Origin of the sequence: Paenibacillus sp. FSL R7-0189, assembly GCF_037969925.1 — a bacterium.
Taxonomy (GTDB): domain Bacteria; phylum Bacillota; class Bacilli; order Paenibacillales; family Paenibacillaceae; genus Paenibacillus_AQ; species Paenibacillus_AQ odorifer.
On sequence record NZ_CP150223.1, the window covers coordinates 5,510,175 to 5,527,202 of the forward strand.

Annotated in this window: 13 protein-coding genes; 12 read left to right on the forward strand and 1 reads right to left on the reverse strand. The window is 46.5% G+C overall.

Annotation, left to right across the window (positions count from 1 at the left end):
• Positions 1 to 142: 142 nt before the first annotated feature.
• Both MKY63_RS24100 and MKY63_RS24105 read left to right on the forward strand, forming a co-directional pair.
• Positions 143 to 700, forward strand: coding sequence for an outer spore coat protein CotE (locus tag MKY63_RS24100; protein WP_036687755.1), 558 nt, complete (start codon positions 143 to 145; stop codon positions 698 to 700).
• Between the two features lie 150 nt (positions 701 to 850).
• Positions 851 to 2,161 (forward strand): hypothetical protein, encoded by a 1,311-nt coding sequence (locus MKY63_RS24105; RefSeq protein WP_179086364.1) that lies wholly within the window; start codon positions 851 to 853, stop codon positions 2,159 to 2,161.
• Between the two features lie 16 nt (positions 2,162 to 2,177).
• On the opposite strand, the gene MKY63_RS24110 is transcribed toward MKY63_RS24105, so the two are convergent.
• Positions 2,178 to 2,975 carry a GNAT family N-acetyltransferase gene (locus tag MKY63_RS24110; RefSeq protein WP_076213470.1) on the reverse strand — a complete coding sequence of 266 codons (798 nt, stop codon included), beginning with the start codon at positions 2,973 to 2,975 and terminating at the stop codon, positions 2,178 to 2,180.
• Positions 2,976 to 3,182: 207 nt separating this feature from the next.
• Here MKY63_RS24110 and mutS point away from each other — a divergent pair, with 207 nt between their 5' ends.
• The 10 genes from mutS (at position 3,183) to hflX (ending at position 16,930) form a co-directional block, all read left to right on the forward strand.
• Positions 3,183 to 5,912, forward strand: a complete 2,730-nt coding sequence (mutS, locus tag MKY63_RS24115) for a DNA mismatch repair protein MutS (RefSeq protein ID WP_076213472.1) — start codon at positions 3,183 to 3,185, stop codon at positions 5,910 to 5,912.
• 42 nt (positions 5,913 to 5,954) lie between these two features.
• The gene (gene mutL / locus MKY63_RS24120) at positions 5,955 to 7,940 is read left to right on the forward strand and encodes a DNA mismatch repair endonuclease MutL (protein WP_076213474.1); all 1,986 of its coding nucleotides are present in this window, start codon (positions 5,955 to 5,957) and stop codon (positions 7,938 to 7,940) included.
• A gap of 44 nt (positions 7,941 to 7,984) precedes the next feature.
• Entirely contained in the window at positions 7,985 to 8,764 is a 780-nt protein-coding gene (locus MKY63_RS24125; RefSeq protein WP_036687743.1) for a class I SAM-dependent methyltransferase, read from the forward strand.
• Complete coding sequence (miaA, locus tag MKY63_RS24130) at positions 8,754 to 9,734, forward strand: tRNA (adenosine(37)-N6)-dimethylallyltransferase MiaA (protein WP_063829841.1); 981 nt, start codon at positions 8,754 to 8,756, stop codon at positions 9,732 to 9,734. The genes MKY63_RS24125 and miaA overlap by 11 nt, the downstream gene beginning before the upstream one ends.
• Before the next feature lie 19 nt (positions 9,735 to 9,753).
• Positions 9,754 to 9,993 (forward strand): RNA chaperone Hfq, encoded by a 240-nt coding sequence (gene hfq, locus MKY63_RS24135; RefSeq protein WP_036687741.1) that lies wholly within the window; start codon positions 9,754 to 9,756, stop codon positions 9,991 to 9,993.
• A 139-nt stretch (positions 9,994 to 10,132) separates the two neighbouring features.
• On the forward strand, positions 10,133 to 12,694 hold the full coding sequence (locus MKY63_RS24140) for a PBP1A family penicillin-binding protein (protein WP_036687740.1): 2,562 nt from the start codon (positions 10,133 to 10,135) through the stop codon (positions 12,692 to 12,694).
• Positions 12,695 to 12,880: 186 nt separating this feature from the next.
• Positions 12,881 to 13,435, forward strand: coding sequence for a DUF402 domain-containing protein (locus MKY63_RS24145; RefSeq protein WP_036687739.1), 555 nt, complete (start codon positions 12,881 to 12,883; stop codon positions 13,433 to 13,435).
• Positions 13,436 to 13,437: 2 nt separating this feature from the next.
• The gene (locus tag MKY63_RS24150; protein ID WP_036687738.1) at positions 13,438 to 14,094 is read left to right on the forward strand and encodes a YdcF family protein; all 657 of its coding nucleotides are present in this window, start codon (positions 13,438 to 13,440) and stop codon (positions 14,092 to 14,094) included.
• A 317-nt stretch (positions 14,095 to 14,411) separates the two neighbouring features.
• Positions 14,412 to 15,386, forward strand: a complete 975-nt coding sequence (locus tag MKY63_RS24155; RefSeq protein WP_076098759.1) for an AAA family ATPase — start codon at positions 14,412 to 14,414, stop codon at positions 15,384 to 15,386.
• 254 nt (positions 15,387 to 15,640) lie between these two features.
• A complete protein-coding gene (hflX, locus tag MKY63_RS24160) occupies positions 15,641 to 16,930 on the forward strand; it encodes a GTPase HflX (RefSeq protein WP_036687733.1) in 1,290 nt (429 codons plus the stop codon).
• Positions 16,931 to 17,028 lie beyond the last annotated feature (98 nt).

Sequence of the window (17,028 nt, forward strand, 5' to 3'; positions counted from 1 at the left end):
ATTTTGAAATAAAATGAACTATGAGTCTCCTGAAAAAGCCTTCTTGAGGGCTTACTCAAATTTATTTATAGTCTAACAATCAACAAATGCCTAGAACCTGCATACACTTGATAGTGAATGATTGTATGGAGGAGGTTCAAAGATGTCATTAAGCCATAAACGTCAAACAAGGGAGATCATTACGAAGGCAATTTGCGGCAAAGGTCGTAAGTTCTCTACAGCAACCCATACCGTGACTCCGCCACATCATCCGACTAGTATTTTGGGGGCTTGGATTATCAACCACCAATACGAAGCGGTTGCCGCCGGGAACGGAATCGAAGTAATTGGTACTTATGATGTAAACATCTGGTACTCGTACGACAAGAACAAGCAGACCGAGGTAGCAAAGGAAACAGTCTCTTATGTGGAGCTCATCCCGCTTTCCTACCTGGACACGAGACACCGCACTTCAACAGTTGAGGTCTCTGCGGAGGCAACGCAGGAACCCAACTGTGTAGAAGCGGGCGTATCGCCAGGCGGAGGCAGTGTGACACTTCGCGTAGAGCGCGAATTCGAAGTGGAGTTGGTGGCTGAGACCAAAGTCCGTGTGTATGTCACTGAGCAAAGTGATGATCCAGAAGACAAGGATTATGATTTTGAAGGTGATAGCTTCGATTACGATGATCTGGACCCTGACAATCTGGATGATGAGCTGTAAGGAAGGATACGCCGCCGTTAACTGAGTATCAATGGGTTATGGTCCATTATATGTAGGGAGTGCGGCGGCGTAGAGGGCGAATGCCCTCCTTTTTTTTATTTATTTTTAGGATGAAAAAAGGTTCACGCTCGGATGGAGGCGCTAAAGAGTATGAATGAAGGTCTTAAGGTGTATTCAGAATTGTCTGTGGCAGAGAGAGAGTCTAGATTGCTTAGAAGCGGAGTTGAAGCAACGCTGACGCCATCTGTAAAACGTTTTGTCGATACATATGCTTTACACGCTACTGAGAAGGGGCACAGGCAGTGTTATAAGATATTGGTTTATCATTTGACTGTGCTCCACATCTCTTTGCTTGGAGCGGGTCTTGGAATGCGTGCGGCCACCGATAATTATAGCGAAGCTGTGAGCTTTGCTAATGCCGAGAGCAATACCACGGGAGGCCGAGTGCGGGGAGAGCTTCGCGGGGTGATGAAATTGCTCCAGCGGATTGCTGTCCGCACGCTGTACAGCTTGGGGCTGGATAGCGGTGAGGTACTGCTGAGGGCAATGGGGAACCGGAGGTATGTGGTGGAGGGAGTCACTCCACTAGTAAAGACCTCCGGGCAACGATTGCCCGAGCCTTATCGTTCCGCAGCGTTAGCGCTGGAACGAAAGCTGGCTCTGGAGCAGCCGGGCCGCAGCGGCTTGCTGATGGGTATGGACCCGGAGTTCATCATCCTCCGGGAATCCACCGGCCGCGTCGTGCCTGCGTCGCGGTACCTGCCCACGGACGGCGTCGCAGGCTGCGACGCCGGACCTCCGGGAACGCGCGGCGCGTTCCCGGTCGCCGAGCTGCGCCCTCAGCCGCGCGGGGAACCGCGCGCACTGCTGGCGCAGCTGATGTCCGCCGCGGCGCTGGCGGACCGGCTCATCGCCGACCGCTCGCTGCGCTGGCGGGCGGGAGGCATGCCGCTGACGGGCTGGGCCCTCGGCGGCCATCTGCACTTCAGCGGCGTGACGCTGACGGCGCCGCTGCTGCGCGCGCTCGATAACTATCTCGCGCTGCCCATGCTTCTGCTCGAAGACGTCCGCGCAGGGGCGCGTCGTCCCCGATACGGCGTGCTCGGCGATTTCCGGACTCAGCCGCATGGCGGCTTCGAGTACCGGACCTTGCCGAGCTTCCTGGTATCCCCGGTCATCGCTAAAGGCGCGGTCTATTTGGCCCACCTAATCGTGAGCCATTATGAGGACCTGACGCAACGCCCGCTCGACCGGGAAGACCTGCATATCGCCTACTACAGCGGCGATAAACCTCCGCTGCGCGCCGCAATCCCCCCATTGCTGGCGCAGCTGCGTTCCCTAGGCGGCTACGAGATTGCCGCCCCCTATATCGAGCCTTTATTCGAATATATTGCCGCTGAGCGGACGTGGGATGAGTCGCGTGATATACGTGAGTTATGGTGCAGCAAAGTAAAAGTGTGATATTTTACTATTTGGTCTACATGTTAACGATGGTCCATGAACCGATATCTTGAAAGCCAAGTCGTTTATAAATAACTCCGGCATGTGGGTTGTCATAAAAGAGGCATAATGACTTTCCTTCATGAAGCAGGTCTGCACATAGCTGTGCCATTACGCGCGAAGCAAGGCCTTGCTCTCTGAATGCTTGATGTGTGGCAACCCCGACAATCATCGCTGACATGGAATTTTCCGCTGAAGTTGAAGCTGTGACAATGACCTTATCTTCCCGTTCCATATAATACGTGCGGCCGGTGTTGCTTTCCAGCGTTTTACGCAGGCTGGTTCTTGAACCATTCCGGCTGCTTTCAAATTCTTCAATGGTATCGGTGAGTGCGCAAATCGCTTCTACATCCTGAACTGTAGCTTTTTTGATAGGCTCAGCTGCAGAGAAGGACTCACTTATTTTATTGTTCATATCTTTTAATTCAGCAAAATACAGCTGTTTTACTTGTTTGAAATTAATTTCCCCGTCAAAAGCCTTCACCACCTCTGAGGCTCCGGAGATCATATGCATGTCATTATCCTTTCGGATAATCTCAGCGAACCCCTCGACATCAAAAGGGCCATCTGCATAAGGAAGGTAGCTTCTATAGAAGCGCAGCAGAACGGCTTTTATCCGCCCGTCAGCTGGATCAATCTCTCCCCACAAATCCATGAAATCCTGTTCAAACCCAAAATTCTCCACATCGCCAATGATAAATAAATTAAGCGCCGGCTCTTTCCGCAGCAATGCCATCAGCAGCTCTTGATCATCCTTCGTTAGCTTTCGTATCATATTGTATTCTCCTTTGATTTTCATATGGGCTGATGCTCTGTGTTAATATTTTACAATATTTAAAAGCAGAAGAATATACCTCCTGTAAGTGTTTGTCTGATAAGTATTCTAGTCTTTCGTTGTACTAATGTGAGGTTTCAGGGTAACTTTGTCCACCAATTTTCTGTTATAATGGGGGACAGCATTAAATAGGCATGGAGGTTGACCATGGCACAATATACGCCGATGATAGAGCAATATTTAAAGGTAAAGGAAGGGGCTAAGGATGCCTTCCTATTTTTTAGACTGGGCGATTTCTATGAAATGTTCTTTGAAGATGCCATTTTGGCTTCCAAGGAGCTTGAGATTACGTTGACAGGCCGCGAAGGCGGGGGCGAGGAGAAAATCCCTATGTGTGGAGTGCCTTACCACGCCGCCGAGGGATATATTCAACGCCTGATAGAAAAAGGATATAAAGTCGCCATTTGTGAGCAGTTAGAGGATGCTTCAGTCACGAAAGGCATGGTGAAGCGGGATATTGTACGCGTCGTGACACCAGGAACCGTGATGGATGGAAAAATCATTGCTGACAAGAGCAACAACTACCTCGTTTGCGTTACCGAAAGTGACGGAATGATGGCATTAGCTGCCTGCGATTTAACAACTGGTGAGCTATATGTTACTTCGGTATTATCTGGAGCCGAATGGCTGCGTGATGAGATTGGCATCTATGAACCGGCTGAGATCATCGGAGACGCTGCACTGTTGGAGATTCTGCGAAGCGAAACGCCGCTGTTAGCCAAACCTGTAGTTTACACCCCTTGGGAGAAACGCGAGGAGGAGCTGGCACGTCGTCAGTTCGGTGAAGCGGCATGGGTACGTCTAGAGAAGGAACGTGGACAATGTCTGGCGCTTCTGATCTCTTATCTGAATGAGACCCAGCGGCGTTCGCTAGGGCAGCTTAGTCAGATCTCTCCTTATGAACCAGGCAATTATATGATTCTAGATCCATTTACACGCCGGAACCTTGAACTAACCGAAACGGTTCGCGAACGCTCCAAAAAAGGATCCTTGCTCTGGCTGCTGGATCGAACGGAAACGTCGATGGGCGCCCGTCTGTTGCGCCGTAGAATTGATAAGCCGCTATTGCAGCGAGCTCCGATCGAACGGCGCCTAGAGGCTGTCGATTATTTGTACAATCAGTTTATCGTTCGCGAGGACCTGCGTTTAGCGCTTAAAGAAATTTATGATTTGGAGCGGTTGGTGGGTCGTATTGCTTTTGGCAGCGCCAATGGCCGTGATATGAATGCCCTGAAATTATCGCTGGCGCAAATTCCTGCATTGAAGGAATTATGTATGACCTCCGGTTCAGCTACTTTACGAGAGATCGGTGCAAGCATGGATGAATGCGCCGAGCTGCGAGAGGACATTGACCGTGCAATCGTCGAGGATGCCCCGGTGTCTGTGCGCGACGGTGGAATTATCCGTTCCGGTTATCATGAACGTTTGGACGAGCTTAGGGAAGCTAGCAGTAACGGTAAACGTTGGATCGCTGAACTGGAGGCTAAGGAAAGACAGGCCACTGGCATTAAGTCACTGAAGATCGGCTATAACAAAATCTTCGGTTATTTCATAGAGATCACCAAATCCAATCTGGCTGCATTGCCGGAAGGACGTTATGAACGCAAACAGACGCTTGCTAACGCAGAGCGTTTTGTCACACCTGAGCTTAAAGAGAAGGAAGCACTAATTCTTGAAGCTCAGGATAAAATGACGGATTTGGAATACAGCCTCTTTACCGAGCTGCGTGATCGCATCAGCGGGCAAATCCCCCGCCTGCAAAATCTTGCAGAAAAGGTTGCCGAGATTGATGTGTATCAATGCTTGGCGGCAGTTAGTGCCGAACATCGTTTTGTGAAGCCAGTCCTTTCGGATGGTTATGATCTTCGGCTTGAAGGGGGCCGTCATCCCGTTGTGGAGGCGGTGCTTAAAGATTCCGCGTTTATTGCAAATGGAAGCACGCTGAGTAAGGAAGCAGGTAACATTCTTCTAATTACAGGTCCTAATATGGCGGGCAAAAGCACCTACATGCGTCAGGTGGCGCTGATCTGCATCATGGCTCAGATTGGATGTTTTGTTCCAGCAAACAGTGCTGAAGTTCCGCTTATAGACCGGATCTTTACTCGTATTGGAGCAGCTGATGATTTGATCGGTGGTCAAAGTACATTTATGGTGGAAATGGCTGACATCCAGGTTATGACAGAGAAAGCAACAGCTCGCAGCTTGATTATTATTGATGAGCTGGGAAGAGGTACCTCGACCAGTGAAGGTATGGCCATCGCTCAGGCGGTTATTGAATATGTACATGATGTTATTTCTTGCAAAGCTCTAGTTTCGACGCATTTTCATGAATTGGCTCATTTGGAAGGGAGTCTTAAAGGACTTCGGAATTACTCTATGGCTGTTCAAGAGAGCGGCGATAAAGTAAACTTCCTGCGCAAGCTAGTTCCTGGAGCGGCTGACAGCAGCTATGGGATCTATTGTGCACGTCTTGCGGGTCTTCCTGAAGGGATTATTGACCGAGCTTATGGTCTCTTACAGAGCATTGAGCAGGCAGCCCATCCTGGTGGTACTGAACTTCATTACGGGGGAAGCCTCGAAAGACAGGCGGCTGTAAGAGAAGTTGCTAGCACATCTTCCGTGGCGCAAGCCGTAAGTGTCATCACTGAGGCACCTGTAGAAAATGAGGTTGTTCAGTTGTCTATCTTTGGTGAGGAAGAACCACGCAAGAACCGCAAAGGTAGTGCACATCAAGTAGCGGTAACTGAAATCCATGAGAATCCCGCGCTAAAAGAGTTCATTTCTTCTGTGCGTGACGCTGATCTTATGAATATGACGCCGCTGCAGGCGATGAGTCTGTTGAACGAGCTGAAGATGAAGGTTAAGGATCTGCAATAAAGATTTTATAATAATTGATTGCCTAAATAAGAGGTGAATGAAATGGCCAAAATTCATATATTGGACGAGCATATTGCCAACCAGATTGCTGCGGGTGAAGTAGTAGAGCGGCCAGCTTCTGTTGTAAAGGAGCTTGTCGAGAATGCGATTGACGCTGGCAGTACAAGAATTGAGGTATCGGTAGAAGAGGGGGGCTTGCAGAGCATCCGCGTTAAAGATAATGGCTCTGGGATTGATCCTGAAGATTGTGAGACCGCCTTTTACCGGCATGCTACAAGTAAAATTCTGAATGGCCGTGATCTATTTCAAATCACAAGCTTAGGCTTCCGCGGAGAGGCACTTCCCAGTATTGCCGCGGTATCCAAGGTATCGCTTCTAACTGCAACTGCCGATGACGGCAAAGGGCGCCTAGTAGACATTGAGGGTGGCAATCTCATACGAAATGAGGACGCTCCTTCCGGCCGGGGAAGTGATCTTGCCGTTCGTGAATTATTTTTTAATACGCCGGCAAGGCTGAAATATATGAAGAGTATTCAGACGGAGCTGGGCCATATCTCAGATGCCATGTACCGCATGGCGCTCGCTCATCCGGGGATCTCTTTTACCTTGCATCATAATGGCAATCAGCTGCTGCATACGCTCGGAAATGGTGATCTGCTGCAGGTCATCGCAGCTGTTTACGGAACCAATGCCGCCAAAGCAATGCTGCCGATTACGGCAGAAGACTTGGATTACCGGATTTCCGGATATATTAGTCGTCCAGAATGGACTCGTTCCAATCGAAATGCAATCACTACTATTGTCGGTGGCCGTTATATTCGCAGTAATGGTCTGAACGCAGCAATCATGCGCGCTTATCATACCTTGCTTCCGATTAACCGTTATCCGCTATTAGTTCTTGAACTGGATATGCACCCCTCTTTGGTAGATGTCAATGTACATCCAGCAAAACTGGAGGTTCGATTTAGTAAAGAGAATGAGCTTTACACCTTTGTTGAGCAGGAGATCCGCAAAATACTGCTGGGGCAAAGTCTGATTCCACGTCCAAGCAAGGAAACAATCGGACCCAAGGGCAGCAGCTCCTTTATCCAGGAGCAATTTGCTTTTTCCAAAGGGGCCGTTCCACCGTCATCTTCGACTGGTGATGTGAAGGATACAGCTCCCACGGGATCTGCCAACTTCTTAAGTGGACTACAGTCATCGAGCCTTGACCGTAATTCCCGTGATTTTAGCAAGGAAGGTCAGGCGGATCATCAGGTGGCTCGCGAGGTGGCTCCAGCTTACGGGTCAGGCTATCCGTCTTCATCTTCGCAGGGGCGCCAAACTAGTGCGAATACTAGTTATTCCAATAGCTATCGCCCGCAAGAAACCTCAATGTCGCAGAAGCAGCTCCTTTCGGTTGAGAAGCTATGGGCTCCACCACAACAAGAAGAGCCTGGACTTCCGGCCTTTCCTGAGCTTAATTATATAGGTCAGCATCATGGGACGTATATTATTGCTCAGAATGATGGAGGGCTTTATTTAATCGATCAGCATGCGGCACATGAACGAATTAATTACGAATACTTCTATGAGAAATTTGGTCGGCCGGAGGATGCCTCACAGGAGCTGCTACTGCCGATTACGCTGGAGTTCACGCCTTCTGAAAGTCGCCAGCTTAGTGAACGTCTACATTGGTTTCAGCAGGCCGGGGTATACCTTGAGCACTTTGGCGGACAGACCTTTCTCGTTCGTTCCTTGCCCTATTGGTTTCCTGAAGGGGATGAGAAGGCGGTCGTTGAAGAAATGGCGGAGTGGGTCTTAAGTGAGCGTATGATTGATCTTGCGAAGCTACGAGAAAAGTCATCGATTCTGTGTTCATGTAAAGCCTCGATTAAGGCCAACCATAAACTAACAGAACAGGAAGTGGAAGCTCTGTTATCCCGACTTGCAGAGTGCAAGCAACCGTATACTTGCCCACATGGACGGCCGATTGTGATCTCTTTTTCATCCTATGATTTAGAGAAATTGTTCAAGCGGGTTATGTAATTATACATTTTTTGAAATTTGTTGAGAGCAAGACTGGAGGCACCATGATTATAACTACGGGGTATAGCCCGATAATGGAAATAGTAGAACGCGCGCAAAGCCTTGCGGAGAGAACGGGTTGTAGTTATGCTTCACGTGAGAAACTCTCAATTACAAGGATGGTTGAACATTACGGAGATGAGGATATTCTGATTCTATCTCAGGACGCTGTTCGACTACACCGCTTAGGAATGGAGCCTATGGAGTTTCATCCAAGCATGGGCTTCGTTCGCGCTAAACGAATCCTAAAGGGTGAGATCGAGCCGATGCTTGTTGCTGCTCGAATGCTTCCCGGAGATAGCGTATTGGATTGTACAGCCGGATTAGGAGCCGACTCCTTACTGTTTGCTGTGCATGGTGGTGAGTCCTCGGAGGTTACCGCTTTGGAGAGCTCATTACCGCTGTACGCACTGCTCAGTGAAGGGATGTCTCATTACACCTCTGGGCAAGTAAAGGTCAATGAGGCTTTACGCAGAGTTAATGTCGTGCATAGTGAACATTTGGATTATTTACGGTCTCAACCAGATCGAAGTGTGGATATTGTCTACTTCGATCCTATGTTTCGCGTGCCTCTGACGGGTTCTGCCTCGATTTCCCCGCTGCGGCAATTCGCTAACCGTGCAGCCTTATCGACAGAGAGTGTAGCAGAGGCGGTTAGGGTCGCCCGTAAGACTGTTCTTTTAAAAGAAAAGGCTTTGAGTGGCGAATTTGAACGCCTAGGGTTTACTGAGCTGCTCCGAAGCAACTCCAAAACATCGTACGGGGTGATACACATTGACAACTAAAGAAAGGCATAAGGTTCTAGTGCTGTTAGGACCAACTGCCGTAGGCAAAACCCGGTTAAGTCTGGAGCTGGCAGCAGCTTATAACGCTGAGATTATTTCCGGCGATTCGATGCAGGTTTATTGTGGTATGGATATTGGTACAGCTAAGATTACACCCGCTGAAATGAAGGGAATTCCCCATCACCTGATCGATATTCATGATCCGCAGGATGCGTATTCTGCCGCTGAATTTCAAGAGCAGGGCACTAGACTTATCGAGGAGATAAGCGCTAGAGGGAAGCTTCCCTTTATCGTAGGGGGGACTGGACTGTATATTGAGTCTTTATGTTACGGCTTTCAGTTCTCGGAAGCAGTGGCTGATGAAGCTTTCCGTAAAGAGCAGGATCAATTTGCGGAAGAATATGGAGCGCTTGCACTGCATGCCAGACTCGAGGCGGTTGATCCAGTCAGCGCAGCCAAACTTCATCCTAACGACCGTCGCAGAATTATCCGTGCACTGGAAATTCAACACCAGACAAACACTACCCTTTCCGCTTCTCATGCTGCTCAAAAGAAGGAATCACCCTATGACTTATGTCTCATAGGTTTGACAATGGACCGGAAAATACTATATAAACGTATTGAGGACCGAATTGATAGCATGCTGGCGGATGGTCTCGTTGCTGAGGTGAAGGGACTGCTGGATAACGGTTACAGCAGAAGCCTTGTGTCCATGCAGGGATTGGGTTACAAGGAAATTGCCGCTTACCTGGCGGGAGAACTGACGCTGGAAGAAGCTGTGATACTGCTTAAACGCGATACTCGCCGATTCGCCAAAAGACAGTTGTCATGGTTTCGCCACATGAAGGAAATCGAGTGGATCGATGTCGAAGGTGAACAAAACTTTTCTGAGAATTTCTCAAAAATACGTGGTATAATAGCAGGAAAGTTTCTCTCAGGTCTTGAATATACTTCTGAACAATCTAATTGAACCATTGGGGGTACGTCATATGAACAAGTCCATTAACATCCAAGATACATTCTTGAACCAACTACGCAAAGAAAATATCCCTGCTACGGTATATCTGACCAACGGTTTTCAAATCCGGGGAATAATTAAAGCATTCGACAATTTTACAATCGTCATTGACAGTGATGGACGCCAGCAAATGGTGTATAAACACGCAATTTCCACGTTCACACCACAGCGTAGTGTATCACTGATGCAAGACAGCAGTAGTGAAGAATAATATTTATCAAAAATGAATTGAAACCTTTCTTGTTTATAAATCGTTTGAATAGAGTGTGAGAGAGCAACCTGTGAAGGTTGTTCTTTTCATTCATGGCAGACCATTTATGTTTATTTCCGAAAGGGAGTCAGGAGGCATTATGTCTAGAGACGATACATCCAGGACGAATCACAATAGAGATAGAGGATCGTCCAGTTCCAAATCAAAACCAAAATCAAAACCAAAAAAGAAAAAGAAATTTTTGACGAAGAAGCGTGTGCTGTGGAGCTTGTTCTTCGCTACGGCATTAGCCATTTTTTGTGCATTAGGTGGATATCTGTTCATTATGCTAAATGGTCAAAAGCTTCTGCTTGAGAACCAAGATAAGCTAACAGTGAATGAAACTACTAAGGTATATGACCGCAATGCTAATTTAATCGGCGAATTATCACTGGAGAAAAGTGATCCAGTAGAGTATGAAGAAATTCCACCGTTATTGGTTAATGCTTTTGTAGCCACAGAGGATAAACGTTTCTTCGAACATTCTGGTGTGGATTTATGGTCGATTGGCCGGGCAGCAGTAAAGGATATCGCCGCACGAAGTATGGTAGAGGGCGGTAGTACCATTACTCAACAGCTCGCCAAAAACATCTTCCTGACACGGGACAAGACGTTTTTCCGTAAAGCAACTGAAGTGTCTATTGCCGTAGCCCTTGAGAATCAGAAATCTAAAGAAGAGATCATTACGATGTATCTGAACCGGATTAACTTCGGGGGTACAATTTACGGAATTAAAGCAGCATCAGTAAGATATTTTGGTAAAAGTGATTTGAGTCAGCTTAAGGTCTGGGAAATCGCGACATTGGCGGCAATGCCAAAAGGCCCGTCTCGTTACAACCCGCTGCGTAACCCAGATCTTTCGAAGGAACGGCGCGCAGTAGTGCTTCAGCTTATGTATGAGCAAGGGTACATAACGGAGCAGGAAAGAGACGAAGCAAAAGCCGTAGATTATAACTATAAGCCGCCAGAAAAGAAACAGCGTTATCAAGCATTTATTGATTTTGCAGTAGATGAGGCGGAAGAAAAATTTGGATTGTCAGAAGATGATCTGAATATCGGCGGATACAAAATTTACACTACCATGGATAAGCATGCTCAAGAAACGGTTGAAGATGCTTTTGCAGATAGTGATAATTTTGAAAAGAGTGTAGATGAAGAGCTGGTACAAGGCTCAATGACGATTGTGAATCAGGAGAATGGCAGCATTGTCGCACTCCTTGGCGGACGGAATTATGAGAAAAAAGGCTACAGTCGTGTAACTGGCAGCCGTCGTTCTCCAGGTTCTGCTTTCAAACCAATTGTCTCTTATGCTCCAGCGCTGGAATCTGGGAAATTCACCATGAATTCAACGCTAAGCAATGAGAAGCAATGTTTCGCGAACTATTGTCCAACCAACCTGCACGGATATTCTAAGAGCATCAACATGAGTGATGCCATTCAGAAATCAGAGAATATTCCTGCTGTTTGGCTGCTCAATGAAATTGGTGTGAATACCGGATTTAAATTTGCCAAGAAACTAGGCATTGGATTGGAAGACGAGGATAAGAACCTCTCGCTGGCTCTTGGAGGCATGAGCAAAGGAACCAATACGCTGGAAATGGCGCAAGCCTACAGCGCTTTTGCAAATGGCGGCGAACTAAGAGAGGCTTATTCCATTAAATCCATCTCTGACAGCAGTGGTGAGACGGTCTACAAAGCGAATACAACGCCTGAGCGTGTGATGAGTAAGGAAACGGCTTATCAAATGACTGAGATGATGCAGAAGGTCGTGGAGAGCGGTACGGGTAGAAAAGCTAGGATTGACCGTCCTGTGGCCGGTAAGACCGGTACGACGCAAAGTGGATATTCTGGAATCAGCTCGAACCGTGATGTGTGGTTTGTAGGCTACACGCCGGAATGGACAGCAGCAGTCTGGATGGGTTATGACAAGCCAAGTAAAAAGCATCTGCTTAAGAACAGCAGTCCGCTTGCCGCTGCTTTCTGGGGTAAGGTCATGGAGGAAGCGCTGAAGGATGTTCCTAAGAAATCCTTCCCGCAGATCGATAACGAGATTGCCCCTGAGCCTACAGAAACACCAGAAACAGCTCAGACCGTTACTGGACTATCAGCAGCATATGATCCTTCTACGATGACTGTAAATCTCAATTGGGAGGCAGTTCCTATTTCCGGAGTTGAGTATCGTATTTATCGTAGAGAGACATCGGAAGCTGAGTTTGGCTCACTGTTAAATACAGTGACTACCAGCGCAGGGGATTTTAGTGCACTGCCTGGTTTGGTTTACGAGTATTATGTAACTTCTTATGACCCTGCGCTGAAAGTGGAGAGCGAACCATCCAATGTGGTTAGTGTATCCGTGCAGGATGAAATGCCAACCCCTGAACCAACCATAGATCCTAATCTTCCGACCCCGACCCCAGAGGAAGGTGGCAACAACGGAGAGAATGGAAATGGTGGCAATAACGGAGGCGGCAACGAGGGTGGCGGAAATGACGGAGGTACAGGGACGATCCCTGAAATCACCCCGCCACCGCCAACACCAGTGCCGACTCCAACTCCAGAACCCACTATCGGTGGAGAAGGTTCCGGCGATGAGAGCGGGAATGTGTCCACAAACCCTGATCCAGAGGCGGGGTTTGTGAACGGAGATTCTTCCGCTCAATAAACGAGTTTGAATTTCAAATAATAAGCTTTATCCATGGCAGCCCAGCTTCGCTTTATTTAAAAAGCGAAGCTAGGCTGCCGTTTTTGTTAGGTTTAGAAGAAAAATTTCTTGTATTTTGCGGGATGTTTTGAGTGTATCCTCTAAATGTGTTAAGCTGAATAGACCATACTGGAGAGGGTAATTTCTATGAAACGTAAATTCGGAGACCGGGCCAACTGGCGCCGGATTACGCGTCGCCATTTTGCCTGCCGCTATGTGGAGAGCCGGGAATTCAGCGGATATATTACGCTTTATACCATCTACGGGCTGAAAGAACCACTGTGGAAGAGCTATGGACGACATACATATCGTATTGCAGATAAAGGTTATTCCTGGCTGCAATATTTTCCGAAAGACAGTCACTATATTGTGACGGCTATGTTCGACGAAAAACAAAATATTGTTCAATGGTACATAGACACCTGTAAGGTGCAAGGCGTCACTGACCAAGGTGTGCCTTGGTTTGACGATTTGTATCTGGACGTGGTAGTACTTTGGAACGGCGAGGTGTTTTTGCTCGATGAGGATGAACTGGAGGAAGCACTGGAGAGGCAAGATATCTCAGAAAGCGATTATAAGCTAGCCTGGGAGACTGCCCATACTATTTTACGTGGCATCGATGCTCATGCTTTCCCTTATTTCTCTCTCTCTTTGAAACATCGTGCCGAATTATTTCATCATGGAGAATTCAGGAGGAAATAAAGATGGAATGGTACGTTTATGGAAGAGACTCTTCCCCGATTCGGATTGTTCCCAAAAAACGCCGGATTTGGTCTAAACGAACGTTGCTTATTGCTTTAATGCTTATTGTTGTAGTTGGATTGTTGTGGTGTGCGTACGCATTGAGGAATATCAATAAAGCCGCAACGACAGATCCTATGCTCAAAGCCGATACAGGGATCATTCTTGGCATGTCGATGTGGGGAGATGAACCTAGCCCGGGATTGAAGGAACGATTGGATTACGGGCTTAAGCTTTATCAAGAGGGGATGTTCTCGCATTTCATAGTTTCTGGAGGTTTGGATAAACCTGATCTTAAATATACCGAAGGTCAAGGCATGCGCAATTATTTAGTAGCTCATGGAGTTCCGGATAGCGCCATTTCTGTTGAAAATAAAGCTACCAGCACTTACGAGAATCTTCTGTATAGCAAAGCCATTATGACAAGTGAGGGATTGTCTTCAGCAATTATTATTACGCATACATATCATGGATGGCGTTCACACGAAATCGCGGACGAGCTCGGTTATGTGAATCCTGAACTGGGACTTACAGAATCCACTGTTCTGTCGATGACAAGGCATAAGTCGCGTGAAATTCTAGCCTATACGAAATGGAAAATCCAGCAGTTGTTCCTGTAATTGTTCCCGAATATCAGAATCTTCTAATAACGCCTCCTATTCCGGAAGAGACTTGATTAGAAAAGCCAGCCCCCAAATGGATTAAACTCTAACTGGGGGCTATTTGTTATTTGTATATCAAAAATAATGGGAGTGTAAAATGATAAAAAAATAAGCGTTTGCTTATGGCTTTTATGTATTTCGGTCATTCTATCCTCGTGTACCATCGTAGAAGATGCGAGAGATAGCAGGGAATCCAATGTCGAAACCCCATTCTTTAAAACAAGTGCATGATGTCATTCAGTTATTGCATATAATGCTCTAACGAGGTGATTACAATGGGTGAAGAAAATTTAAGAAAGATAACCATTAATGATTCCAGAATGAATATAACTTTCAAAAATCAAGACCCAACAAATATTACGAATGAAACATTGGAGAGCGCGCTGGCTCAAAATAATCATTTAGAATCTACAAAAGAAATCCTGCAAGAGCTTCATGAGCTTATCGGTCTTGAAAAGGTGAAGGATCTTATATATGAAATTCATGCGCTTATCCAAGTGGAAAAAATGAGACAAGAACTGGGGTTAAATGTAGTTAATCAGGTTTATCATATGTTGTTTAAAGGCAACCCCGGGACTGGAAAAACAACTGTAGCAAGGATCGTTGCCAAGCTGTTAAAGAATATGGGCATATTAAGTAAAGGTCAATTAATCGAAGTAGAGAGAGCGGATTTAGTGGGGGAATACATAGGGCATACAGCTCAAAAGACCAGAGACCTTGTTAAGAAAGCTATGGGTGGCGTATTATTCATTGACGAGGCTTATAGCTTGGCTAGAGGCGGAGATAAGGATTTTGGGAAAGAGGCAATCGACTGTCTTGTAAAGGTTATGGAGGACAGGAATGATGATCTCATCATTATCTTAGCGGGTTATCCAAATGAAATGGAGATGTTCATGGAGGCTAATACCGGGCTTCCCTCACGTTTTCCAATTCAACTTGATTTTCAGGACTATACAACAGATGAACTGATATTGATTGCACATAAAATGGCAGCTGAAAGAGACTATATAATTACTCCGGAAACAAACGGGAAACTAAAAGAGTTAATCCTTAATGAGAAAATTATTGAAGAAAATTTTAGTAATGCGCGGTATGTACGCAATATCCTCGAGCAGGCAATTCGCCATCAAGCGGTTAGATTAATAAGCAGACATGTCAAAATATCCAAGCAATCTTTGATGGAGATCTTACCGAGAGACCTTGTTCTTCCGGTCGATGATTATTCAAAAGGGGAGAGTATAATCTCTTAAATAAATTGACACCGGCTAAGTTTATACGTGCTTAGTCGGTTTATCTTTTATAAAAGATTGAAGATTATCATAATGAAAATGCTGACAGCATGGGGAGCCGTTCCATTATCAGCCTATATTACCAATGAAACTTATGATAAAATGTTTTGAAGTGCTGTGAATGAACAGTTTCATCTGTATAACATCAGCAAGAAGTGAAAAACTGATTAAATGGTACACAAAGATTCTATTACCGTCATAAGGAGCATGAATAAATGGCAATAACTACGCATGATACAGAAACGGATATTCAAGATCGGGCGATATTGGTCACTCTCGTCACAGATAAAATTAAACGTACCGGTATTGACCCAGAGCTTTCTCTGCAGGAATTAGTACAGTTAGCAGAAACAGCAGGTGTTGAAGTCCTGGATGTGTTGCGTCAGAATAAGGAAACACCGGATTCAAAATGGTTTATCGGGAAAGGTAAGGTAGAAGAGCTCCGCATGGCCGCTGATGGTCTTGGAGCTAATACGGCTATTTTTGATCAGGAATTATCTGGAGCGCAGGTACGGAACCTTGAAGAGTCTTTGGATCTGAAGATTATTGATCGGACGCAGCTCATTTTGGATATTTTTGCTGGGCGGGCCAAAACGAGAGAGGGTATTATTCAAGTAGAGCTGGCACAGCTGTCCTATCTTTTGCCGCGGTTATCCGGTCAAGGCAAAAACTTATCCAGATTAGGCGGGGGGATAGGAACCAGAGGTCCAGGTGAAAGTAAGCTTGAGACCGATCGCCGGCATATTCGCAATCGGATTACGGAGTTGAAACGCCAGTTGGATGAGGTAGTTAAGACCCGTGAGTTGCACCGTGAACGCCGTCGTAAGGCAGGGGCAGTGCAGGTTGCTCTAGTCGGCTACACAAATGCTGGTAAATCGACGCTGCTTAAGCAGCTTACGGATGCGGATGTTTATATTGAAAATCAATTGTTTGCTACGCTTGACCCTACTTCACGTGTGCTTCAGCTAACGGGTGGCAAAGAGGTAGTGCTTACGGATACTGTAGGCTTCATTCAGAATCTTCCGCATGATCTTGTGGCATCTTTCCGCGCAACGCTGGAGGAAGTCAATGAGGCCAATCTGGTGTTGCATGTAGTGGATGCCTCATCTCCAATGCGTGAGGAGCAGATGGAGATTGTGCAAACTATTTTGCAGGACTTAGGGGCAGCCAGCAAACCGCAAATAGTGCTTTTTAATAAAATCGATCTATGTGAGCCTGAGCAACTGGAAATGCTGCCAACCGGCACAGGGTTTTTGAAGATCAGTGCGTTTAACCCTGAGGATTTAACCCGGATTATCGAAATTATCTCTGATGAATTGGCCGGAGATACGCTGAATTTTCGAATTCCTGGAGACCGTGGCGATATTTCTTCCCTGCTTTACAGAGTAGGTGAGGTTCTGGAAACCACCTATGACGAGAACGATGTTATCTATAACGTCCGTCTTAATAAAGAGGATTATGATAAATGGGGTTACATGCTTGCTGATTTTGTGGACCAACCGTAATCTTCTTTGTTCCCCTAAAGTGGAAATGCTTGTAGTATAGGTATAAAATAATAGCTAATGACAAAAAGCGTCAGGCAACTGTCGCTTTCTGTCATTAT